Here is a 21,087-nt window from a genome sequence, read left to right on the forward strand (position 1 = left end):
TTACCCTTTCCGCCCAAAGTCCGCCGGAATCTCGCCCCACTGCTCGGTTTCCCATTTCAGTATCGGCGTGGAGTACGTATTTTCGCGCAGCCATTTCTCGGCACGCTCTATCAGTTGGAAGAGGGCTTCGGTACGGGGCTCGCGGGGCAGCTTGGTCTTGCATTGCTTCTGCCGCACCCAGGCGATGGCGTTGCGGCTGTCGCTGTAGATGGGCATGTCTATTCCTTTCTGCTTCAGCAGGGCAAGGCCGTGGACAAGGGCAAGGAACTCGCCGATGTTGTTCGTGCCGTAGACGGGTCCGAAGTGGAACACCTGCTGGCGCGAGGCCACGTGTACGCCGCGGTACTCCATCTGTCCCGGGTTGCCGCTACAGGCAGCGTCGACAGCGAGGCTGTTCTCTATCACCTCCGGCGGCAGTTTTCCTGTGGCTGCGGCAGCTTTTCGTGGCTGTTCTGTACCGGTGGCTTTTTGCCCGATGTAGTCGTAAGGTGAAGATGCGAAAGCCTGTTCGGCTTCCTCCATCGTGTCGAACGACTTGAACCGCGCACCCTCGTATCCGTTGGTCTGAAGCTGGCAGTCTGTCCAGTTGTCGTAGATGCCGGGTGTGACGCCTGCCCATACGACGTAGTATTTCTGTTTCTTTTTCATGCGGCAAAGGTACAAATATTTCTTGTTTTCCCTCTTGTACATTGCAGAATTGCTTACCTTTGTTAAGTTTTTGAGTTCTTGAGTTTTTAAGTTTATAAGTTTGTAACTTTGTAAGTTAATTCAGCGTGTAAACTCAACCCCCTTAAGAACTCAAGAACTTATAAACTTAAAAACTCAAAAACTCAAAATAACATGATACGTATATTCCTGACCGGCTATATGGGTGCCGGAAAGACAACCTTGGGCAAGGCTTTTGCCCGCGAGATGAATGTGCCGTTCATCGATCTGGACTGGTACATCGAGGAACGTTTCCACAAATCCATTTCCGAACTGTTCCGCGAACGGGGCGAGAATGGGTTCCGCGAACTGGAACGCTCGATGCTGCACGAAGTAGGCGAGTTCGAGGATGTCGTCATCTCTACTGGCGGCGGCACGCCCTGCTTCTTCGACAACATGGACTACATGAACCGTCAGGGACAGACGGTGCTGCTCGACGTTCATCCCGACATCCTGTTCCGACGCCTGCGCGTGGCCACGCAGCAACGCCCCATCCTGCAGGGCAAGACCGACGACGAACTGCGTTCGTTCATTGTCAAGGCGCTTGGCGAACGCGAGCCCTATTACTCGAAGGCACGCTACCGTTTCAACGGCGGGCGGCTGGAAAGCCGGCGACAGATTGCCGAGTCCGTGCAACAACTGCGTAACCTGTTGGGGCTATAATCCCTTGTAAATGTGTATTTCTGGGCAAAAGATGCAGGGGGTGTCATATTTATGCTTATTTTTGCACTTCCTAATTGATTGTAGCAGTCTCGCATTCCCTTCCGTGCGAAGAAGCAGATGCGGGCGCGTGTATTCATTAATTTAAATCTGTAAATAGAAAACAAGTCGATGAGAAAATGGCGTATTGAAGATTCTGAAGAGCTGTACAACATCACCGGTTGGGGCACTTCGTACTTTGGTATCAACGAAAAGGGACATGTGGTGGTAACGCCGCGCAAGGACGGTGTGGCCGTCGATCTGAAAGAACTGGTGGACGAATTGCAGTTGCGCGACGTGACTGCTCCCATGCTGGTACGTTTTCCCGATATTCTGGACAACCGCATCGAGAAGGTGTCCTGCTGCTTCAAGAAGGCAGCCGAGGAATACGGCTACAAGGGCGAGAACTTTATCATCTATCCCATCAAGGTCAACCAGATGCGACCCGTAGTCGAGGAAATGATCAATCACGGAAAAAAGTTCAACCTTGGACTGGAGGCCGGCTCCAAACCCGAACTGCACGCCGTGATCGGAGTCAACACCGACCCTGACTCGCTGGTAGTGTGCAACGGTTACAAGGACGAAAGCTTCATCGAACTGGCCCTGCTGGCACAGAAGATGGGCAAACGCATCTATTTAGTGGTAGAAAAGCTGAATGAACTGAATCTGATCGCCAAGATGGCCAAACAGCTGAAGGTACGCCCCAACATCGGCATCCGCATCAAGCTGGCTTCCAGCGGAAGCGGCAAGTGGGAGGAGAGTGGCGGCGACGCCAGCAAGTTCGGCCTGACTTCGAGTGAACTGCTCGAAGCTCTCAACTTCCTCGAAGAACGCGAGATGAAGGACTGCCTGAAGCTGATACACTTCCACATCGGCAGCCAGATCACCAAGATACGCCGCATCAAGAACGCCCTGCGCGAAGCTTCGCAATTCTACGTGCAGTTGCACAAGATGGGCTTCAACATCGAGTTTGTTGACACCGGCGGCGGTATGGGCGTGGACTACGACGGTACCCGCTCTTCGAACAGCGAAAGCTCGGTCAACTACTCCATTCAGGAATATGTGAACGACGTTGTCTCGACCTTTGTCGATGCGGCCGACAAGCACGGTTTCCCCCATCCGAACATCATCACCGAAACCGGACGCAGCCTGACGGCCCACCATTCGGTACTTATCTTCGAGGTGCTCGAAACAGCCTCCCTGCCGCAGATGGACGATGAATGGGAACCCGACGAGAATGCGCACGAATTAGTGAAAGAACTCTACGCCATCTGGGACAACCTGAACCAACGCAGCATGCTGGAACCCTGGCACGACGCGCAGCAGATACGCGAGGAAGCACTCGACCTCTTCAGCCACGGCATTGTAGACCTGAACACCCGTGCCCAGATTGAGAAACTGTACTGGAGCATCTGTCGTGAAATCAACTCCATTGCCAGTGGCATGAAGCACTGTCCCGACGAGTTCCGCAAACTGAGCAAACTGCTGGCCGACAAGTATTTCTGCAACTTCTCCCTGTTCCAGTCATTGCCCGACTCGTGGGCCATCGACCAGATGTTCCCCATCATGCCTATCCAGCGTCTGGACGAGAAACCCGACCGCGAAGCTACCATTCAGGACATGACGTGCGACTCGGACGGAAAGATTGCCAACTTTGTCAGCTCGCGCCCCGACGCTACAACCCTGCCGCTCCACTCGCTGCGCAACAACGAGCACTACTACCTGGCCGTCTTCCTGGTAGGAGCTTATCAGGAGATTCTGGGCGACATGCACAATCTGTTCGGCGATACGAATGCTGTACACGTTTCTGTCAACTCCAAGGGATACACCATCGACCAGCTGATTGACGGTGAAACAGTGGCCGAAGTGTTGGACTATGTGCAGTACAATCCCAAGAAACTGGTGCGCAAGCTCGAAACCTGGGTGACACAGTCTATGAAGGAAGGCCGCATCTCGCTCGAAGAAGGCAAGGAATTCCTGGCCAACTACCGTTCGGGCCTGTACGGATATACCTATTTGGAATAAAAAACTTTTTCACCACAGAGGACACAGCGTTTCACAGAGTTTTTCCCTCTCTGTGTTCTTCTGTGTCCTTTGTGGTGAATTATTTATATAAAGGAATATGAAAGAGAAACTGACACTGATCAAAGTAGGAGGAAAAATAGTAGAAGAGGAAGCCACCCTCCAGGCACTGCTGAGCGACTTTGCCGCCATCGAAGGCCGCAAGGTGCTGGTGCACGGCGGCGGACGTTCGGCAACGAAGCTGGCTGCCCGCCTTGGCATCGAAAGCCAGATGGTGAACGGGCGCCGCATCACCGATGCCGAAACACTGAAGATAGTAACCATGGTCTATGGCGGACTGGTGAACAAGAATATCGTAGCCCGCTTGCAGGCATGCGGTGTCAATGCACTGGGACTGACAGGTGCCGACATGGACGTTATCCGTTCGGTGAAGCGCCCTGTGAAAGATGTGGACTACGGCTTTGTAGGCGATGTGGAACGGGTAGATGCAACCCTGCTGGGCGACCTCATTGCGAAGGGAGTCGTGCCGGTGATGGCACCGCTGACTCACGACGGTTGCGGCAACATGCTCAATACCAACGCCGACACCATTGCCGGCGAGACAGCCAAGGCTCTGGCACAGCTGTTCGACGTCACGCTAGTCTACTGCTTTGAGAAGCGCGGTGTGCTTCGCGACGAGAACGATGACGACAGTGTCATTCCCCAAATCACCCGTGCCGACTTCGAACAGCTAGTGGCCGACGGTGTGGTGCAGGGTGGTATGATTCCCAAGCTGGAGAACGCTTTCGAGGCACTCCGTGCAGGCGTGTCGCAGGTCATCATCACGCAGGCATCGGCCATTAATACGCCGGGCGAGGGTACCCGTATCATCCGATAATCGGGAAAAAACATATTTTTTCAGAAAAAAACAGGGGTCGGCTGTAACTTTCGGCCGACTTAACCGTCAATGTAAATAGAGATGCAAGAAATCAGTTTTCGTAATGACATTCTTCCGCTGAAAGATAAACTCTTCCGACTGGCTCTGCAGATTGTTTTCGACAGGGCCGAGGCTGAGGATGTTGTACAGGAAACGCTGATTCGGGTATGGAACAAGCGCGACGAGTGGACGCAGTTCGGGTCGATAGAGGCATATTGCCTGACAGTAGCCAGAAACCTCGCCATCGACCGCAGCGAAAAGAAAGACGCGCAAACGGTGCAACTGACACCGGAACTGGAGCAGACTCCCGACGCATCGAGCCCCTACGACAGACTGGTGACAAAGGACCGCATGGCACTGGTGCACCGCCTGATCGGCGAACTTCCCGAAAAACAACGACAAATCATGTTGCTGAGGGATGTAGAGGGAAAAAGTTACAAGGAAATAGCAGCAGCCTTGAACCTGACCGAAGAACAAGTGAAGGTGAACCTGTTCAGGGCGCGGCAGAAGGTAAAACAAAGATTTATAGATATTGATGGTTATGGACTTTGAACATATAGAACAACTCTTGGAGCGCTATTGGAAGTGCGAAACTTCCTTAGAGGAAGAAGCGCAGCTGCGTGCCTACTTCGCCGAAGCGGGCAACATCCCTGCACATCTGCTCCGTTACAAAGACTTGTTTGTGTACCAGCAGCTTCAGCACGATGCCCGTTTGAGCGACGATTTCGACGAGCGCGTACTGGCACAGGTAGAAGTACCGGTAGTCAAGGCACGCCGTATGTCGCTGATGTCGCGCTTTATGCCGCTGTTCAAGGCTGCCGCCGTAGTGGCTGTAGTGCTTTCGCTGGGCAACGTGATGCAGCATTCGTTCTATGACGGTAACGGGGAAATGGCCACAGTCGACACCATCGGCAAACAGATTTCCGCTCCGTCGGTAGCTCTTTCGGAGGAGACGCCGGCAACTCACGAGCAGCAGATTCTTGACAGTCTGCAGCGGGTGGAGAAGCAGGAACTGAAGAAGTAGAGTTTTTAATTTGCTTTTAAAATAACATTTTCATTTGCTTTATATATATAAATAGTTAGTGTGCTTTATTAAAAACGGAAATTTAGAAGCTGTGAAGTTTCAATTCTCTCAAAATTCTTATAGAAACTAACTAAGATAAATGGGACGCCGCGTGATGCAGCGTCCCTTTTATTTTTCCCGACTGGGCAGAAACGGCAAAGGCTTCCTCGCGGAAGCCTTTTTGCCTGTATTGGGAAGGGTGCTCTTATTCGGGTATTTGCCACAGATTGCCTGTGCTGTCGCGGAGTTCCCAGTCGGATTCTCCGCATTGTGTCTGAGATATTTCTGTGCAGGTTTGTTCAGTCTGTGGCGGCAGCTGGTGCGCACCCTTCGGAAAGAGAGAATTTATATTTGCTGTTAGAGTTTATATATGCCTTTCTTTTCAAGATCCAGTTGCGGATTGCCTTTATAGCCGATGCCTCCGCTGCCGGCAGTGCGTGCTTTCAGGTATTCGGTGGCATGGCAGCGGATGTCGCCCGAGCCGCTGACCTGTGCCGACACGCTGCGGGCACGAAGATTGGAAACATTCAGGTCGCCCGAACCTGCCACGCTGTATTCGGCATTGTCCACGCTTCCTGCGATGGTGACGGTACCCGATCCTGCTACCGAGGCATTGGCACTGGTGGCTTGGGCATCTTTTATGGTCATGTCGCCCGATCCGGCTACCGAAACCTCAAGTCGGTTGCAGCGCAGGGCGTTGGCATCGATGTCGCCCGATCCGGCTATGGTAATGCTACAGATGTTTTCGCAGGCGATGGTGTGGGGGCTCTTGATGTCGGCCGAACCTGCCACGCTTATTCCGAAGTCGTTGGTCTTTATTCCGTTGACCAGGTTAATGTCGGCCGAACCGGCTACGCTGATCTTGTTCAGGTCGGGCGAAGTGACACGCACTTCGAGCTTGTTATAAGATATGTTGTAGCCCTTCTTGAAGCCGATGTGCAGGGTGTTGTCCTTAACGTAGATGTCAAGCAGTTCGACGATGTTGTCCGAGGTATAGACTTCTACTTTCGGTTTGCCGGACTTCTGGGTATAAGTCACGTCGGAACTTCCGCTGACGCTTATCTTCTTGAAATTGCCGGTACGGATTTCTTTGGTCACATAGTTATTGCTACCTTTGACGCGTTTGCCGTTTCCGAAACCGTAGTTTCCGGAGAAAGAACAAGCTTGTGTGCTGATGGCCATTATGAAGACCAGAAGGATAGATGTTATTCGTTTCATATCTTTTGTTTTTAAGTATTTCGTTTATCTGTTAGACGTAGAGCCCTGTTGAAAAGTTGCACGGTTAGCGATGTTTTTTTCAAAAAAGTTTCGTCGGTATGTGTAGGACAATTCCTGTGCCAAAAGTCTAATCGGCTGATTTGCAACAAATATCAAGAATCATCTTCTGTTCGGAAACGGACAGTTGTCCGCTTTTGCGTACTGTCTTGCGGGTGGATTGTCCGGTGGAGACGGGATGTTTGCGGGGCGGGCGACAGAGTTTGATGGAGGTTTTGTTGGTGGTTTCGGGGAATCTTTGTTCTTTTGCCTGATTAAAAACGCTGATATGACGAACCCTTATGTGATAGACGACGAACAGCTGGGGCCGCTGCTGGTGCGTGCCGATGCCCGTGCACGGCGGCTGACGTTCCGCACGAAGCCCGATGGCATACACGTGACGGTGCCGCCCGGTACGCCGCTTGCCGAGGTGAAACGCGCCATCGAGCAGTTGCGTCCCCGTCTGCTGGCGGCCCGGCAGAAACTGGCGCGTCCGCTGATCGACCTGAATTTCCGGATTGATGCCGATTACTTCCGGCTGACTTTGGTGCCCGGACGGCAGGAACGTTTCCTGTCCCGGTCCGGCGTGGGCGAGATGCAGATTGTCTGTCCGCCGGATGCCGACTTTGCCGACGAGGCTTTGCAGGCATGGCTGCGCAAGGTGATAGACGAAGCGTTGCGACGGAATGCGAAAGTGGTGCTTCCGCCGCGTTTGCAGCAGCTTGCCGCACGGAACGGGCTGACGTACAGCAGTGTGAAGATCAATTCGAGTTGCGGACGGTGGGGGAGTTGTTCGGCGCGGGGCAGCATCAACCTTTCCTTTTATCTGTTGCTCCTGCCGCGCCATCTGGTAGACTATGTGCTGCTGCACGAACTGGCTCATACGCGCGAGATGAACCACGGCCCCCGTTTCTGGGCCTTGCTGGACAGGATGACTGACGGACGGGCGCTGGCCTTGCGTCAGGAACTGCGGCAATTCCGCACGGGGCTTTGTGGCCTTGGCCGGTAGGGCGGGCGGTTTACTCCTGCGACAGCAGTTTTACTTCTTCCCCTTCTTTTTCGAAGTGGTAGTCGCCGCCTTTTTCGCTCAGTTCGAACAGGGAGAGTTTGTCGGTAGCGTTGTCTACAATCATCAGGGCGCTTTGCTCGCTGAAGCGCTTGACGGACAGGCTGAACGGCTCGGTGTCGATGGTGCGGCGTTCGAGCAGGCTGTCGTTTATCAGGATGGAGACGGAGTCGCCGGCAAATCCGCGTACCAGGGTGATGTTGTAGGTTTCGGCAAAGTAGCGTTCGCCTTCTTTCTCGCGTTGCAGGCGCATGCTCATGTAGACGAATATCACGACTACCAGGATGACGGCGAAGGCCAGAATGCCGTTGCCTATCATGAATTGCTTGTTGGTGTTCAGACGGTGTGTCATGGTTTGGATGCGTTTAGAGATAATTCTTCGCAAAGATAATTCATTTTTCGGTTTCCCCGTCGTTCCGGTCCCGAAAACATGTGGCTGGCTTGTAGCTGAATGGCGAAGGAGGCGGATGCGGAAAGTGTTTCGGAAGGCATTGTTTTTACCAGAAAAAGCACTCTGTTTTCAGGTAGTTGTAGGACACTTGTGTGGCTCGCGAGCGACACTTGCACGGCTCGCGAGCCACACAAGTGTTTCTCATGAGCCACACAAGCGTTGCTCGCGGGCTATGTTTGTGTGCTATGCAGTGCGCGGCCGTTTACTTGGCAGGCGGCAGCATCCAGTCGGCACGCTTGGCGAAGTCTTCCTGAAACTGTGCGCGCCATTGGTAGACGGCCTTTCCGCCTTCGGGCGAGTCGAACCAGTGGTTCTTGTTCGCGTTGGGACGGATGAACCGGCCTCCCCAGCTGGGCTGGTCGGGCTTTTCGGCATCGCTGATGCCTAAGGCGGCGCTTACGAGGTAGAGGTACGAGGGCGAGTCGCCTTCCCACACACCGGGCGTGTCGGGATAGAAACCGCTTTCAGGGTAGGCCATACCCAGCAGTCCGTGGCCGCGACGGATGTGCTGGTTCACCCACTTCAGGTCGGCCACCGACGGGTCGGAGCCTACGGCGTTCCAGAACATGCCCATGTAGTTCTGGCGCGACATGATGGTGAACAGGCGGGGGAATGTGTCGAGCAGCCATTGTCCCGAGCCGTCTTGCAAGGCTATCATGTAGACGCGTACTTTGGCCATCAGGCGTTCGGCTTCGGCACGGGGACGGGTCTGCTGTATTTTCCACAAGGCCTGGGCCAGGTCGGCCGTTCCTCCCCAGACGCAGAACCACACGGGGCGTGCGTCGGGTTCTTCCAGCAGGCGGATAATCTGTTCGGATGCCTCGCTGTCGCAATCTTTTCCAATGATCTCATCGGCCTTTTTGCCCCACGTGCCCGAGCGTCCCTGCCACGTCACCCGGCGCAGGGCGTCGGCAGTCGGGTAGCGGTTGTCGTGCCGTTTCAGGTTGGGCTGTACGGCTTCGTACAGGTAGAGCATATCCAGCAGATTCTGTTTGTTGGCCACGTTGGCAAAGGTGCCCGAAGTGGCGATGAGGCCCTCTACATCGAATTCGTTGGTGTAGAGCAGGAAGCGGACCATCGACTGTACGTCGTCCGAGTCGCTCCGGCGTTCGGGAGCGCCGAATCCCATTCCGCCGGGCACTACGTCCACCGGAGGAAAGTCGGTCATGATGACTACACGCAGGCGCGGTGCTGCCTGCAACAGGCTGCCCGCTACGAGCAGCAGAAGAAAGGCGAGGGATAGTTTTTTTCTCATGAGTTATAGGGTGTTGTTAGGGGTTGACGGTTATGATTACTCTGCGGTAGCCCTTCAGTGCGGGCTGTCCGTCGTCGGTCACTTCGCAGATGACGTGAAGGGTCTTTCCAACTGCGTCGGCAGGCACGGTGAGGATGGCACGGGCCGCGTCGGCATGCTCTATCTCCGGCGTACCGGCATAGGTTCCGGCTTCGGGCAGTATCCACCAGTGGTAGCTGAGGCGGTCGCCGTCGGGGTCGGACGATTTCGAGGCATCCAGTTGGATGGTTTCTCCGGCACGGGCTTTAAGGCTGACGGCATCCAGCCCTTTCTGGCGGTTGACTATCACGACGGGATTGCGGTTGCCTTTCCCTTGGGCAGCCCAGTCCATGCGGGCGGCGAAGTTGGCAAAGATGGCGGGGTAGAAGTAGTTTTCGTACTTCTGCGATATTTTCTTCACTTCGGGCTGGTGGTTGGTGTAGCAGCTGGTTTCGCCGTCGGGACTCAGTCCCCACTCGAAGTAGCCGCCCCAGCCCGCTTCGTTGAAGATGGCAGGATTGTTCAGCCCGTTGGGCATCAGGTGCAGGTAGGAGGGGGTGTCACCCTCTACACCGTATTTGTTTTTGGGGTAGATGCGGCCCAGGTGTCCGTGGCCTTGTATGTGGGTGGCGTATTCGCCCCAGCGGCTGCTGCCCAGTCCGCATTGCGAGAGCCAGGCGCTTTCGTCCCAGATGAAACGCAGCGATTTGCCACACGTCTGGCGCATCCAGTAGTGCGAGCTGTACTTGTGGTTGCCGCGGTCGCCCCAGGACACGTCCTGGTCGGTGATGGTGTAGACGTAGAGTTTGTCCAGAAAGGCTTTCAGTTGCTCTTCCGTTCGTTCGCGTTGCACTTTCCAGATGGCTTGTGCCAGTGTGTTGGCTCCACCCCAGGCGGTAATCCACAGCGGGCGGTCGTCGTCCTCGTCGGCCAGCTGAATCAGGAAGTCGCTGCCGCGCGAGTTGTTCTTTTCTCCCAGTTTGTCTTTACCCAGTTCCAGGCTGCCCGCCATCACCCTGCTACGCAGGTAGTCGGCGCTGGGCCAATAGCCAAGCTGTTGTTGGCGGTTCTCCTTTTTCAGGGGCAGGAATCCGCTCTGTGCCGAGCGTTTCATCAGGTTGGGCAAGTCTTTCTGGTAAGCGTCGATGACGGTGCTGATGCTGTCCATCCAGCTGGTGGGGTAGGGGCCGCCGCTGCTGTTCCATCCGCTGGTGGCGATGATGGCTTCAATTTCATACAAGTCGGCATGTACCAGCAGACGGATGAGCGACTCCATGTCGTCGGGCTCCACATTGGCGGGAGCGATGTCGGTCAGTACTACCAGGCGTGGTTTCAGCTGTTTGTTTTGTGCTTTCGCCGGATTTGTGCAGAGGCAACTTCCTGCAAGCAGAATAAGCAGTGTTCTGAGTAAAGTTTTCATGATACGTGATGTGTTTTAGTTAACTTCGCAAAGTTACGTTGGAAATTTCATTTAAATTGCCTCTTTTGAGGGAGAAATTGAGCGAATTCCGAGATTTTTGCTGGTTGGATGTGTCGAAAAGGTATATATTACGTTTGGAAAGAACCTATCGGATATGAAATAAAAACTTGAAATGCGCATGATTGAGCGCAGGAGAAACCCCTATGCGCCGCACAGCTTGTTTCTGTTGCGTAATTTTTTCGTTCTAATATTTTGCAGGCGAGCAGATTATTTATATCTTTGCACCGGAAACGGATGAAAGGTGGAGGGGCAATCAAGCTCCTCTTTTTTGTTCTTATTAGTTAATCTATGATAGAAAAGAAAACTGTTTGTCAGATTGTTGATGAGTGGCTGGAAGGAAAAGACTACTTCCTGGTCAATGTGACCATCAGCCCGGATGATAAAATCGTGGTAGAAATAGACCACAAAGACGGTGTTTGGATTGAAGACTGTGTGGAACTGAGCCGCTACATTGAGTCCAAGCTGAATCGAGAAGAAGAAGACTACGAGCTGGAAGTAGGCTCGGCAGGTATCGGGCAACCTTTCAAGGTGCTGCAACAATACCTCTGCCACATCGGCAGCGAAGTCGAAGTGCTTACCTGCGACGGGCGTAAACTGCACGGAGTGCTGAAGGATGCCGACGAACAACGCTTCATCGTGACTGTACAGAAGAAGGTGAAAGAAGAAGGTGCCAAACGTCCTAAGATGGTAGACGAAGACCTGACCTTTGCATACGAAGAAATAAAATATACTAAATACTTAATCAGTTTTAAATAAGACTTATGGCCAAGAAAGAAGAAACTGTCAGCTTGATAGACACATTTTCGGAATTTAAGGAACTGAAGAATATAGACCGTACCACGATGGTGAGCGTGCTGGAAGAGTCGTTCCGCAGCGTCATTGCAAAGATGTTTGGTACCGACGAGAATTACGACGTAATCGTGAATCCCGACAAGGGTGACTTCGAAATATGGCGTAACCGTGAAGTGGTGGCCGACGAAGACCTGGAGAACCCCAACCTGCAAATCTCGCTGAGCGAAGCACAGAAGATAGATGCTTCGTACGAGGTGGGCGAGGAAGTGACCGACGAAGTGAACTTTGCCAAGTTCGGACGCCGTGCCATCTTGAATCTGCGCCAGACACTGGCTTCCAAGATTTTGGAACTTGAAAAGGATAGCCTTTACAACAAGTATATCGACAAGGTAGGCACTATTGTCAATGCGGAAGTATATCAGATCTGGAAGAAAGAAATCCTGTTGCTCGACGACGAAGGAAACGAACTACTGTTGCCCAAGACCGAGCAGATTCCGAGCGACTTCTACCGTAAAGGTGAGACGGCCCGTGCCGTGGTAGCCCGTGTGGACAACAAGAACAACAATCCGAAAATCATTCTGAGCCGTACGTCGCCCGTCTTCCTGCAACGTTTGCTCGAAATGGAAGTGCCCGAGATCAACGACGGCCTGATCACCGTCAAGAAGATTGCACGCATTCCCGGCGAACGTGCCAAGATTGCCGTAGAAAGCTACGACGACCGCATCGATCCCGTAGGAGCCTGCGTCGGTGTGAAGGGAAGCCGCATTCACGGTATCGTACGCGAGCTGCGTAACGAGAACATTGATGTGATCAATTATACATCCAACATACAACTCTTTATCCAACGTGCCCTCAGCCCTGCACACATCTCGTCCATACGTCTGAACGAAGAAGAGCGCAAGGCCGAAGTCTTCCTGAAACCCGAAGAAGTGTCATTGGCCATCGGTAAGGGAGGTTTGAACATCAAGTTGGCCAGCATGTTGACAGAATACACCATCGACGTCTTCCGTGAACTGGATGACAGTGCCGTTGAGGACGAAGATATCTATCTCGACGAGTTCCGCGACGAAATAGACGGATGGGTGATCGACGCCATCAAGTCTATCGGTATAGATACTGCCAAGGCAGTGCTCAACGCGCCCCGTGAAATGCTGATCGAAAAGACCGATTTGGAAGAAGAAACGGTGGACGATGTATTACGTATTTTGAAACAGGAGTTTGAAGACGACAACAATGAGTAAGTCCGGGCGAACAGCATGACTTACCCCACTTCTTTCTCCACTATTATTCATTAAAATTAAAGTATGACGATTAGGTTAAATAAAGTAACAAGAGATTTGAATGTAGGAATTACGACGGCTGTCGAATTCCTGCAAAAGAAAGGGTTTACCGTGGAGGCAAATCCTAACACGAAGATTACGGATGAACAGTTCGAAATGCTCAAGAAAGAGTTCAGTACAGACAAGGATCTCAAGATGAAGTCTGAACGTTTCAGCCAGGTACGTCAGAACAAGGAGCGTAATAAGGCTTCTGTATCGATCGACGGATACGAAACGGAAACTCAGGAGAAAACGAAGTCAGAAGAAATCAGAACTGTGATTCCGGAAGATATACGCCCGAAGTTCAAGCCAGTAGGTAAGATCGACCTTGACAAGCTGAACCGTCGTCCGGTAGTGGAGAAAGAGGAAGAAGTACATAATACGCAAATGGAGAAGAGTACCGAGGAAAAAAACGTGGAAACAATAGAGAAAGTAGAAGAAGTGGCCACCAATGTACAGGCTGAACAGGAAACAACTGTAACGGCTGATGAATCCGACAAACAAGTAGAAGAGTCACAGCCCGAGCCGCAGGCACAGGTTGTTTCTTCGCAGCCCGAGCAGACCTTGGTACAGGATGCCGCAGCTGCCGACAGTCAGGAAGACGTAGTGTCTGCCAGTCAGCAAGCCGAACCTGCAGAAGAACCTCTTCAGGAAAATGCGTCTGCATCGGACGAGGCAGATGGAGCAGAACCTGAAGCTGAGCATACGGAAGAAACGAAGAAATCGGGCGAGGAGGAAATCTTCAAGATTCGCCAGCCGGAGTTCGTTTCGAAAATCAATGTCATAGGCCAAATCGACCTGGCTGCTTTGAACCAGTCTACACGCCCCAAGAAGAAATCGAAGGAAGAAAAGAAACGCGAGCGTGAAGAGAAGGAAAAGCAGCGCATGGATCAGCGCAAGCAGATGAAAGAAGCCATCATTAAGGAAATCCGTCGGGAAGACAGCAAGATGAAGGACATCAACGATGGAGACTTGGGCGGCAAGAAGAAACGCGTGCGCATCAATAAGGAAAAAGTAGATATCAATAATGCTTCCAACTTCCAGCGTGGAGGAAACGACCGTCAGAAAGGTGGTAACCCGATGGCGGGAGTGCCCGGACAGCCAGGTAGCGGAAAGAAGAATAAGGATCGCTTCAAGAAGCCTGTAGTAAAACAGGAGGTAAGCGAAGAAGATGTTGCTAAGCAAGTAAAAGAAACGTTGGCACGTCTTACAGCCAAGGGTAAGAGTAAGGGAGCCAAGTATCGTAAAGAGAAACGTGAACAGGCGGCCGACCGTATGCACGAACTCGAAAATCAGGAAATGGCCGATAGCAAAGTACTGAAGCTGACGGAGTTCGTAACAGCTAACGAATTGGCAAGCATGATGGACGTACCTGTGACACAGGTAATCGGAACTTGCATGAGCATCGGTATTATGGTATCTATCAATCAGCGTCTCGATGCCGAGACTATCAACCTGGTAGCCGAGGAGTTTGGCTTTAAGACCGAGTATGTCAGTGCCGAAGTGGCTCAGGCCATTGTCGAAGAAGCTGATGCAGAAGAAGACTTGCAGCCTCGTGCCCCGATTGTTACTGTGATGGGTCACGTAGACCATGGTAAGACATCGTTGCTCGACTATATCCGTAAGGCTAACGTTATTGCCGGTGAGGCGGGTGGTATCACGCAGCACATCGGTGCATACAATGTGAAGCTGGAAGACGGACGCCGGATTACATTCCTCGATACACCAGGTCACGAAGCCTTTACTGCCATGCGTGCCCGTGGTGCCAAGGTAACAGACGTTGTTATCATCATCGTGGCAGCCGACGACAATGTGATGCCGCAGACCAAAGAAGCTATCAATCATGCCATGGCTGCCGGTGTGCCCATTGTTTTTGCCATCAACAAGATTGATAAACCGACTGCCAACCCCGATAAGATTAAGGAAGAATTGGCAAGTATGAACTTCCTCGTTGAAGAATGGGGTGGTAAATATCAGTCACAGGATATATCGGCAAAGAAGGGTATTGGTGTTCCCGAATTGCTTGAAAAAGTATTGCTCGAAGCCGAAATGCTTGACCTGAAGGCTAATCCTAACCGGAAGGCAACAGGTTCTATCATTGAGTCTTCACTTGATAAAGGTCGCGGTTACGTGGCAACAGTGCTCGTTTCGAACGGTACCTTGAAAGTGGGCGATATCGTGTTGGCCGGAACCAACTATGGTAAGGTGAAAGCCATGTTCAACGAACGTAACCAGCGTATGAAAGAAGCCGGTCCGGCTGAACCCGCTCTGATCCTGGGCCTGAACGGTGCGCCGGCTGCAGGTGATACGTTCCACGTAATTGAAACCGAACAGGAAGCACGCGAAATTGCCAACAAACGTGAACAGTTGCAGCGCGAACAGGGATTGCGTACACAGAAGATGCTGACACTGGACGAAGTAGGACGTCGTTTGGCTTTGGGCGACTTCCACGAACTGAACATTATTGTGAAGGGCGACGTGGACGGATCTGTCGAAGCTTTGAGCGACTCTCTTATCAAGCTGTCTACCGAGCAGATTCAGGTTAACGTTATTCACAAGGGTGTGGGACAGATTTCCGAATCCGATGTTTCGCTGGCCGCCGCTTCCGATGCTATTATTGTCGGCTTCCAGGTACGTCCGTCTAACTCGGCAGCCAAGTTGGCCGAGCAGGAAGGTGTAGATATCCGCAAGTATTCTGTGATCTACGACGCTATCGAGGAAGTGAAGTCCGCTATGGAAGGTATGCTTGCTCCGACTGTGAAGGAACAGGTAACTGCAACCATCGAAGTGCGCGAAGTATTCAACATCAGCAAGGTTGGTATGGTAGCTGGTGCCATGGTGAAGACCGGAAAGGTGAAACGAACCGACAAGGCACGCCTTATTCGCGATGGTATTGTAATCTTTAGCGGAAACATCAATGCACTGAAACGCTTCAAGGACGATGTGAAGGAAGTAGGTACTAACTTCGAGTGTGGTATCAGCCTGACCAACTGCAACGACATCAAGGTGGGCGATATCATCGAAACCTATGAAGAAGTAGAAGTAAAGCAGACATTGTAATTTGAATAGTTGATTCTTCAGCCGCAGCTAACGCGGATGACATAGATTTTGTGCTGCACGAATGATTCGTGTTGTCATACCGCAAGGGAAAGTGAAATCTGCGTTGTCGGTGTTGCCTGCGGCTGAAGTTTATATAATAAATAAGGTAATGCCGAAACAGAAGAATACTTTTGGCTATAGCCTTGCAAATAGAGAGAAGCATGACAATGATTGATATCATCATACTTGTTATTGTAGGTATCGGGGCAGTGCTGGGATTTATCAAAGGTTTTATAAAACAGCTGGCATCTCTGCTCGGACTGATTGTGGGACTATTGGCTGCTAAAGCCTTGTATGCTTCGGCAGCCGAAAAGCTATGTCCTGCCCTGACCGATTCCATGACGTTTGCACAAATACTGGCTTTTGTCCTGATCTGGATTGCGGTACCTTTGGCTTTTACGCTGATAGCCGCTTTGCTGACTAAAGCCATGGAGGCTGTTTCCTTGGGTTGGGTGAACCGTTGGCTGGGCTCGGGGCTTGGCGCATTGAAGTATCTTCTGCTGGTCAGTCTGCTGATTGGTGTACTCGAATTCATCGATTCCGATAATTCACTGATTGATAAAACAAAAAAGAAAGAATCGGTGTTATATTATCCCATGGAGTCGTTTGCCGGCATCTTCTTTCCTGTGGCAAAAACAGTTGCAGAAGAATTTGTAAACGGTGATTTGGACAAACTTTCGGTTGACTTATAGTATAGTGATTCATAAATAATTCATTGATTTTATATTGTGATGCAAGAAGAACCCAATAAATATGTCAAGGAACTCACGCAGGAGAAGTACAAATATGGCTTCACCACCGACGTGCATACCGATGTCATCGAGAAGGGCTTGAACGAAGACGTTATCCGTCTTATCTCCCAAAAGAAGGGTGAGCCCGACTGGATGCTGGAGTTCCGCCTGAAGGCTTACCGCCACTGGCTGACACTGGAGATGCCCACATGGGCTCACCTCCGCATTCCCGAGATTGACTATCAGTCCATCTCTTACTATGCCGACCCGACTAAGAAGAAGGAAGGTCCCAAGAGTATGGACGAAGTGGATCCTGAACTGATCAAAACCTTCAATAAACTGGGCATTCCCTTGGAGGAGCAGATGGCACTGAGCGGCATGGCCGTGGATGCCGTGATGGACTCCGTCTCTGTAAAGACTACTTTCAAGGAAACACTGATGGAGAAAGGCATCATCTTTTGCTCGATGAGTGAAGCCATCCGCGAGCATCCCGATCTGGTGCAGAAGTACTTGGGCTCGGTTGTTCCTTACCGCGACAATTTCTTTGCTGCGCTTAACTCCGCTGTTTTCTCCGACGGATCGTTTGTTTACATCCCCAAAGGTGTGCGTTGCCCCATGGAGCTGTCCACCTACTTCCGCATCAATGCGCAAGGTACAGGGCAGTTTGAACGTACACTGATTGTGGCCGATGACGATGCTTACGTTTCCTATCTGGAAGGTTGTACGGCTCCGATGCGTGACGAGAACCAGCTTCATGCCGCCATCGTGGAGATTGTGGTACACGACCGTGCCGAGGTGAAGTACAGCACTGTGCAGAACTGGTATCCCGGCGATGCCGAAGGCAAGGGTGGTGTTTATAACTTTGTCACCAAACGCGGCATCTGTAAGGGTGTGAACAGTAAACTGTCGTGGACGCAGGTCGAGACGGGTAGTGCTATAACCTGGAAGTATCCTTCGTGCATCCTGGCAGGCGACAATTCCGTGGCCGAGTTCTACAGCGTAGCCGTGACCAATAACTACCAGCAGGCCGATACAGGTACGAAGATGATACACATCGGTAAGAATACCCGTTCGACTATTGTCAGCAAGGGTATTTCGGCCGGACGGAGCGAGAATTCATACCGTGGTTTGGTTCGTGTCAGCCCCAAGGCTGACAATGCCCGTAACTACAGCCAGTGCGACTCGTTGCTGCTGGGCGACAAGTGCGGTGCACATACTTTCCCCTACATGGACATTCACAACGAAACAGCGGTAGTGGAACACGAAGCTACCACCAGCAAAATCAGTGAAGACCAGATATTCTATTGCAACCAGCGCGGCATTTCGAACGAAGACGCTGTGGGACTTATCGTCAACGGCTATGCCAAGGAAGTGCTCAACAAGTTGCCCATGGAGTTTGCCGTCGAGGCTCAGAAACTGCTGAGCATCTCGCTGGAAGGCAGTGTGGGATAAATGATGAACGAACAATGCAGAATTAAGAATCAAATTGAATGAGGAAGTCGGGATGAGGAAAAAGTAATTCTTCGTTCTTCATTCTTCATTCTTAATTACATAAGTTATGTTAGAGATAAAAGACCTTCATGCCAGCATTAATGGCAAAGAGATATTGAAAGGCATCAATCTTACCATCCGCGACGGTGAGGTACACGCCCTTATGGGCCAGAATGGTGCCGGAAAGAGTACGCTGAGCAACGTTCTTGTAGGCCATCCTGCTTACGAAGTGACACGTGGCTCCATTACTTTCAACGGAAAGGACCTGCTGGCCCTTTCGCCCGAAGACCGTGCCCACGAGGGTATCTTCCTTTCCTTCCAGACGCCGGTCGAGATTCCCGGTGTATCGATGGTGAACTTTATGCGTACTGCCGTCAACGAGCAGCGCAAGTACCGCCATCTGCCTGCCCTTTCGGCAAGCGAGTTCCTGAAACTGATGCGCGAGAAGCGTGCCATCGTCGAACTGGACAGCAAGTTGGCCAACCGTTCGGTGAACGAGGGTTTCAGCGGCGGTGAAAAGAAGCGCAACGAAATCTTCCAGATGGCCATGTTGGAGCCGACCTTTGCCATCCTCGACGAGACAGATTCTGGCCTTGATGTGGATGCGTTGCGTATTGTGGCCGAGGGCTTCAACAAGCTGCGCACGCCGCAGACCTCGGCCATGATCATCACGCACTACCAGCGTTTGTTGGACTATCTGAAGCCTGATGTGGTACACGTCCTCCTGAACGGCCGCATCGTGAAGACCGGTGGTCCCGAACTGGCAACAGAAATCGAGAACCGCGGCTTCGACTGGATTAAAAAGGAAGTTAGCGAATAATGATAGATACGCGGACTACGCGGATGAGGCGGATTAACACGGATTTTTATTTATATGGTGCTGCATTCTTATATAACAAGCAAGATCTTGCGTGCCTTTTATGATGTTTATCATGAGCTGGGCTATGGCTTTCTGGAGAATGTTTATCAGAATGCGTTATATAAGGAATTGCTTCGTTCCGGTTTGAAGTGTGAACCGCAAAAGAAGATAGAAGTCTATTATAAAGGAGAAGTGGTAGGCTTGTATTATGCTGATATTTTGGTGGAAGGAGTTGTTATTCTTGAGTTGAAGGCTGTTGAGAATATTACTCCGGGACACGAAGCACAACTTATGAATTATCTGAAAGCTACCGGTATTGAAGTGGGACTCATTTTAAACTTTGGTCCCGAACCGGCATTCAGACGAAAGATATTCAGTCGTCAACGTATGAAATAATCCATCCGCGTTCGTCCGTATGATCCGTGTCGTCCGCGTATCTAAAAAGAAAGAAGAATTATGAGACCCGAACAACAATACATAGACCTGTTCTCGCAGTGCGAGGCCATGATATGCCAGCACAGTTGCGAGGTGATGAATGCCCCCCGTGCAGCGGCGTTTGCCGATTTCGAGCGCCTGGGCTTCCCCACCCGCAAGGACGAGAAATACAAGTACACCGATGTCAGCAAACTGTTCGAACCCGATTACGGGCTCAACCTGAAGCAGCTCGACATACCAGTCAATCCGTACGACGTGTTCAAGTGCGACGTGCCCAACATGAGCACTTCGCTCTATTTTGTTGTGAACGATACTTTTTATAGCAAGTCATTGCCCAAGTCGCATTTGCCCGAAGGCGTGCTCTTCGGCAGCTTACGTCAGCTGGCAGCGGAGCATCCCGAACTGGTGAAGAAATACTACGGCAAGCTGGCCGATACATCCAAGGACGGAGTGACTGCCCTCAACACGGCTTTGACGCAAGACGGTGTGCTGCTTTATGTGCCTAAGAACGTAGTGGTAGAACGCCCCATTCAGTTGGTCAATATCCTGCGCAGCGACGTCAATCTGATGGTGAACCGTCGTGTGCTGATTGTGCTGGAAGACGGTGCGCAGGCTCGTCTGCTGGTATGCGATCATGCAATGGATGCAGTCAGCTTCCTGGCTACACAAGTAGTGGAAGTCTTTGTGGGACAGAATGCCGTACTCGACCTGTACGAGCTGGAGGAAACACATACCAGCACCGTACGTGTCAGTAGCATGTACGTCCGTCAGGACAGCGGAAGTAATGTCTTGCTGAACGGTATGACGCTGACAGGCGGCACCACACGCAATACTGTCAACGTGACCCTGGCTGGCGAGAATGCCGAAATCAACCTCTGCGGCATGGCCATTGCTGACAAGAACCAGCATGTAGATACCCACACCGTCATCGACCATGCCGTGCCCCGCTGTACGTCGAACGAGCTTTTCAAGTATGTGCTCGACGATCAGGCTACGGGTGCTTTTGCCGGACTGGTACTGGTTCGTCCCGGTGCACAACACACCAGTTCGCAGCAGACCAACCGTAACCTTTGCGCCACTCGCGAGGCTCGTATGTACACGCAGCCGCAACTGGAAATCTATGCCGACGACGTGAAGTGTAGTCACGGTGCGACAGTCGGTCAGCTGGACGACGCAGCTCTGTTCTATATGCGTCAGCGTGGTATTCCGATGCACGAAGCCCGTCTGTTGCTGATGTTTGCTTTCGTCAACGAAGTGATAGACACCATCCGCCTTGACGCCTTGCGCGACCGTCTGCACCTGCTGGTTGAGAAGCGCTTCCGCGGCGAGCTGAACAAGTGTCAGGGGTGTGCTATCTGTAAGTAGGGAGCCTCACCCCCGACCCCTCTCCCAAGGAGAGGGGAGGAGTGACCGAATGCGAAAGTATAGGAAG

Annotated in this window: 19 protein-coding genes; 14 read left to right on the forward strand and 5 right to left on the reverse strand. The window is 51.9% G+C overall.

Features of this window, described 5'->3' with window-relative positions; translation table 11 throughout:
- A complete protein-coding gene (locus BQ5591_RS02890) occupies nucleotides 1-648 on the reverse strand; it encodes a ribonuclease H1 domain-containing protein (RefSeq protein WP_071148580.1) in 648 nt (215 codons plus the stop codon).
- 192 nt (nucleotides 649-840) lie between these two features.
- Here BQ5591_RS02890 and BQ5591_RS02895 point away from each other — a divergent pair, with 192 nt between their 5' ends.
- The 5 genes from BQ5591_RS02895 to BQ5591_RS02915 all read left to right on the forward strand — a co-directional run bounded on the left by BQ5591_RS02895 (nucleotide 841) and on the right by BQ5591_RS02915 (nucleotide 5,366).
- Nucleotides 841-1,368 (forward strand): shikimate kinase, encoded by a 528-nt coding sequence (locus BQ5591_RS02895; protein WP_022164157.1) that lies wholly within the window; start codon nucleotides 841-843, stop codon nucleotides 1,366-1,368.
- Between the two features lie 168 nt (nucleotides 1,369-1,536).
- A complete protein-coding gene (speA, locus tag BQ5591_RS02900) occupies nucleotides 1,537-3,429 on the forward strand; it encodes a biosynthetic arginine decarboxylase (RefSeq protein WP_071148369.1) in 1,893 nt (630 codons plus the stop codon).
- Between the two features lie 97 nt (nucleotides 3,430-3,526).
- On the forward strand, nucleotides 3,527-4,303 hold the full coding sequence (argB, locus tag BQ5591_RS02905) for an acetylglutamate kinase (RefSeq protein ID WP_071148370.1): 777 nt from the start codon (nucleotides 3,527-3,529) through the stop codon (nucleotides 4,301-4,303).
- A gap of 81 nt (nucleotides 4,304-4,384) precedes the next feature.
- Nucleotides 4,385-4,894 carry an RNA polymerase sigma factor gene (locus BQ5591_RS02910; protein ID WP_022164154.1) on the forward strand — a complete coding sequence of 170 codons (510 nt, stop codon included), beginning with the start codon at nucleotides 4,385-4,387 and terminating at the stop codon, nucleotides 4,892-4,894.
- Entirely contained in the window at nucleotides 4,884-5,366 is a 483-nt protein-coding gene (locus tag BQ5591_RS02915) for a hypothetical protein (protein WP_071148371.1), read from the forward strand. The genes BQ5591_RS02910 and BQ5591_RS02915 overlap by 11 nt, the downstream gene beginning before the upstream one ends.
- A gap of 396 nt (nucleotides 5,367-5,762) precedes the next feature.
- On the opposite strand, the gene BQ5591_RS02920 is transcribed toward BQ5591_RS02915, so the two are convergent.
- Nucleotides 5,763-6,623, reverse strand: a complete 861-nt coding sequence (locus tag BQ5591_RS02920; protein WP_071148372.1) for a head GIN domain-containing protein — start codon at nucleotides 6,621-6,623, stop codon at nucleotides 5,763-5,765.
- Nucleotides 6,624-6,948: 325 nt separating this feature from the next.
- On the opposite strand from BQ5591_RS02920, the gene BQ5591_RS02925 reads away from it, so the two are divergent.
- The gene (locus BQ5591_RS02925) at nucleotides 6,949-7,668 is read left to right on the forward strand and encodes a YgjP family zinc-dependent metalloprotease (RefSeq protein WP_071148373.1); all 720 of its coding nucleotides are present in this window, start codon (nucleotides 6,949-6,951) and stop codon (nucleotides 7,666-7,668) included.
- 10 nt (nucleotides 7,669-7,678) lie between these two features.
- Here the strand turns inward: BQ5591_RS02925 and BQ5591_RS02930 are convergent, their stop codons facing one another.
- The 3 genes from BQ5591_RS02930 to BQ5591_RS02940 all read right to left on the reverse strand — a co-directional run bounded on the left by BQ5591_RS02930 (nucleotide 7,679) and on the right by BQ5591_RS02940 (nucleotide 10,869).
- Nucleotides 7,679-8,077 (reverse strand): hypothetical protein, encoded by a 399-nt coding sequence (locus BQ5591_RS02930; RefSeq protein ID WP_071148374.1) that lies wholly within the window; start codon nucleotides 8,075-8,077, stop codon nucleotides 7,679-7,681.
- A 301-nt stretch (nucleotides 8,078-8,378) separates the two neighbouring features.
- Nucleotides 8,379-9,431, reverse strand: a complete 1,053-nt coding sequence (locus BQ5591_RS02935) for a DUF1593 domain-containing protein (RefSeq protein WP_071148375.1) — start codon at nucleotides 9,429-9,431, stop codon at nucleotides 8,379-8,381.
- Between the two features lie 16 nt (nucleotides 9,432-9,447).
- Nucleotides 9,448-10,869 (reverse strand): DUF1593 domain-containing protein, encoded by a 1,422-nt coding sequence (locus BQ5591_RS02940; protein WP_071148376.1) that lies wholly within the window; start codon nucleotides 10,867-10,869, stop codon nucleotides 9,448-9,450.
- A 348-nt stretch (nucleotides 10,870-11,217) separates the two neighbouring features.
- On the opposite strand from BQ5591_RS02940, the gene rimP reads away from it, so the two are divergent.
- The 8 genes from rimP to sufD all read left to right on the forward strand — a co-directional run bounded on the left by rimP (nucleotide 11,218) and on the right by sufD (nucleotide 21,020).
- Complete coding sequence (gene rimP / locus BQ5591_RS02945; RefSeq protein WP_071148377.1) at nucleotides 11,218-11,685, forward strand: ribosome assembly cofactor RimP; 468 nt, start codon at nucleotides 11,218-11,220, stop codon at nucleotides 11,683-11,685.
- Between the two features lie 5 nt (nucleotides 11,686-11,690).
- Nucleotides 11,691-12,962: a transcription termination factor NusA gene (gene nusA / locus BQ5591_RS02950; RefSeq protein ID WP_071148378.1), complete on the forward strand. Its 1,272-nt coding sequence runs from the start codon at nucleotides 11,691-11,693 to the stop codon at nucleotides 12,960-12,962.
- Nucleotides 12,963-13,025: 63 nt separating this feature from the next.
- Nucleotides 13,026-16,100, forward strand: a complete 3,075-nt coding sequence (gene infB, locus BQ5591_RS02955; protein WP_022161953.1) for a translation initiation factor IF-2 — start codon at nucleotides 13,026-13,028, stop codon at nucleotides 16,098-16,100.
- Nucleotides 16,101-16,300: 200 nt separating this feature from the next.
- Entirely contained in the window at nucleotides 16,301-16,831 is a 531-nt protein-coding gene (locus BQ5591_RS02960) for a CvpA family protein (RefSeq protein WP_071148581.1), read from the forward strand.
- Between the two features lie 36 nt (nucleotides 16,832-16,867).
- The gene (sufB, locus tag BQ5591_RS02965; protein ID WP_113740832.1) at nucleotides 16,868-18,322 is read left to right on the forward strand and encodes a Fe-S cluster assembly protein SufB; all 1,455 of its coding nucleotides are present in this window, start codon (nucleotides 16,868-16,870) and stop codon (nucleotides 18,320-18,322) included.
- A gap of 106 nt (nucleotides 18,323-18,428) precedes the next feature.
- On the forward strand, nucleotides 18,429-19,181 hold the full coding sequence (gene sufC, locus BQ5591_RS02970) for a Fe-S cluster assembly ATPase SufC (RefSeq protein ID WP_071148380.1): 753 nt from the start codon (nucleotides 18,429-18,431) through the stop codon (nucleotides 19,179-19,181).
- Between the two features lie 54 nt (nucleotides 19,182-19,235).
- Nucleotides 19,236-19,616 (forward strand): GxxExxY protein, encoded by a 381-nt coding sequence (locus tag BQ5591_RS02975; protein ID WP_071148381.1) that lies wholly within the window; start codon nucleotides 19,236-19,238, stop codon nucleotides 19,614-19,616.
- Between the two features lie 60 nt (nucleotides 19,617-19,676).
- Nucleotides 19,677-21,020, forward strand: coding sequence for a Fe-S cluster assembly protein SufD (gene sufD / locus BQ5591_RS02980; RefSeq protein WP_071148382.1), 1,344 nt, complete (start codon nucleotides 19,677-19,679; stop codon nucleotides 21,018-21,020).
- Nucleotides 21,021-21,087 lie beyond the last annotated feature (67 nt).

It is taken from the genome of Bacteroides ndongoniae (genome assembly GCF_900108345.1).
Taxonomy (GTDB): domain Bacteria; phylum Bacteroidota; class Bacteroidia; order Bacteroidales; family Bacteroidaceae; genus Bacteroides; species Bacteroides ndongoniae.

Bases quoted from the DNA above. Each gene is read 5' to 3' on its own strand.
- BQ5591_RS02890 (WP_071148580.1), bottom strand. From the start codon at position 648: ATGAAAAAGAAACAGAAATACTACGTCGTATGGGCAGGCGTCACACCC.
- BQ5591_RS02895 (WP_022164157.1), top strand. From the start codon at position 841: ATGATACGTATATTCCTGACCGGCTATATGGGTGCCGGAAAGACAACC.
- speA (WP_071148369.1), top strand. From the start codon at position 1,537: ATGAGAAAATGGCGTATTGAAGATTCTGAAGAGCTGTACAACATCACC.
- argB (WP_071148370.1), top strand. From the start codon at position 3,527: ATGAAAGAGAAACTGACACTGATCAAAGTAGGAGGAAAAATAGTAGAA.
- BQ5591_RS02910 (WP_022164154.1), top strand. From the start codon at position 4,385: ATGCAAGAAATCAGTTTTCGTAATGACATTCTTCCGCTGAAAGATAAA.
- BQ5591_RS02915 (WP_071148371.1), top strand. From the start codon at position 4,884: ATGGACTTTGAACATATAGAACAACTCTTGGAGCGCTATTGGAAGTGC.
- BQ5591_RS02920 (WP_071148372.1), bottom strand. From the start codon at position 6,623: ATGAAACGAATAACATCTATCCTTCTGGTCTTCATAATGGCCATCAGC.
- BQ5591_RS02925 (WP_071148373.1), top strand. From the start codon at position 6,949: ATGACGAACCCTTATGTGATAGACGACGAACAGCTGGGGCCGCTGCTG.
- BQ5591_RS02930 (WP_071148374.1), bottom strand. From the start codon at position 8,077: ATGACACACCGTCTGAACACCAACAAGCAATTCATGATAGGCAACGGC.
- BQ5591_RS02935 (WP_071148375.1), bottom strand. From the start codon at position 9,431: ATGAGAAAAAAACTATCCCTCGCCTTTCTTCTGCTGCTCGTAGCGGGC.
- BQ5591_RS02940 (WP_071148376.1), bottom strand. From the start codon at position 10,869: ATGAAAACTTTACTCAGAACACTGCTTATTCTGCTTGCAGGAAGTTGC.
- rimP (WP_071148377.1), top strand. From the start codon at position 11,218: ATGATAGAAAAGAAAACTGTTTGTCAGATTGTTGATGAGTGGCTGGAA.
- nusA (WP_071148378.1), top strand. From the start codon at position 11,691: ATGGCCAAGAAAGAAGAAACTGTCAGCTTGATAGACACATTTTCGGAA.
- infB (WP_022161953.1), top strand. From the start codon at position 13,026: ATGACGATTAGGTTAAATAAAGTAACAAGAGATTTGAATGTAGGAATT.
- BQ5591_RS02960 (WP_071148581.1), top strand. From the start codon at position 16,301: ATGACAATGATTGATATCATCATACTTGTTATTGTAGGTATCGGGGCA.
- sufC (WP_071148380.1), top strand. From the start codon at position 18,429: ATGTTAGAGATAAAAGACCTTCATGCCAGCATTAATGGCAAAGAGATA.
- BQ5591_RS02975 (WP_071148381.1), top strand. From the start codon at position 19,236: ATGGTGCTGCATTCTTATATAACAAGCAAGATCTTGCGTGCCTTTTAT.
- sufD (WP_071148382.1), top strand. From the start codon at position 19,677: ATGAGACCCGAACAACAATACATAGACCTGTTCTCGCAGTGCGAGGCC.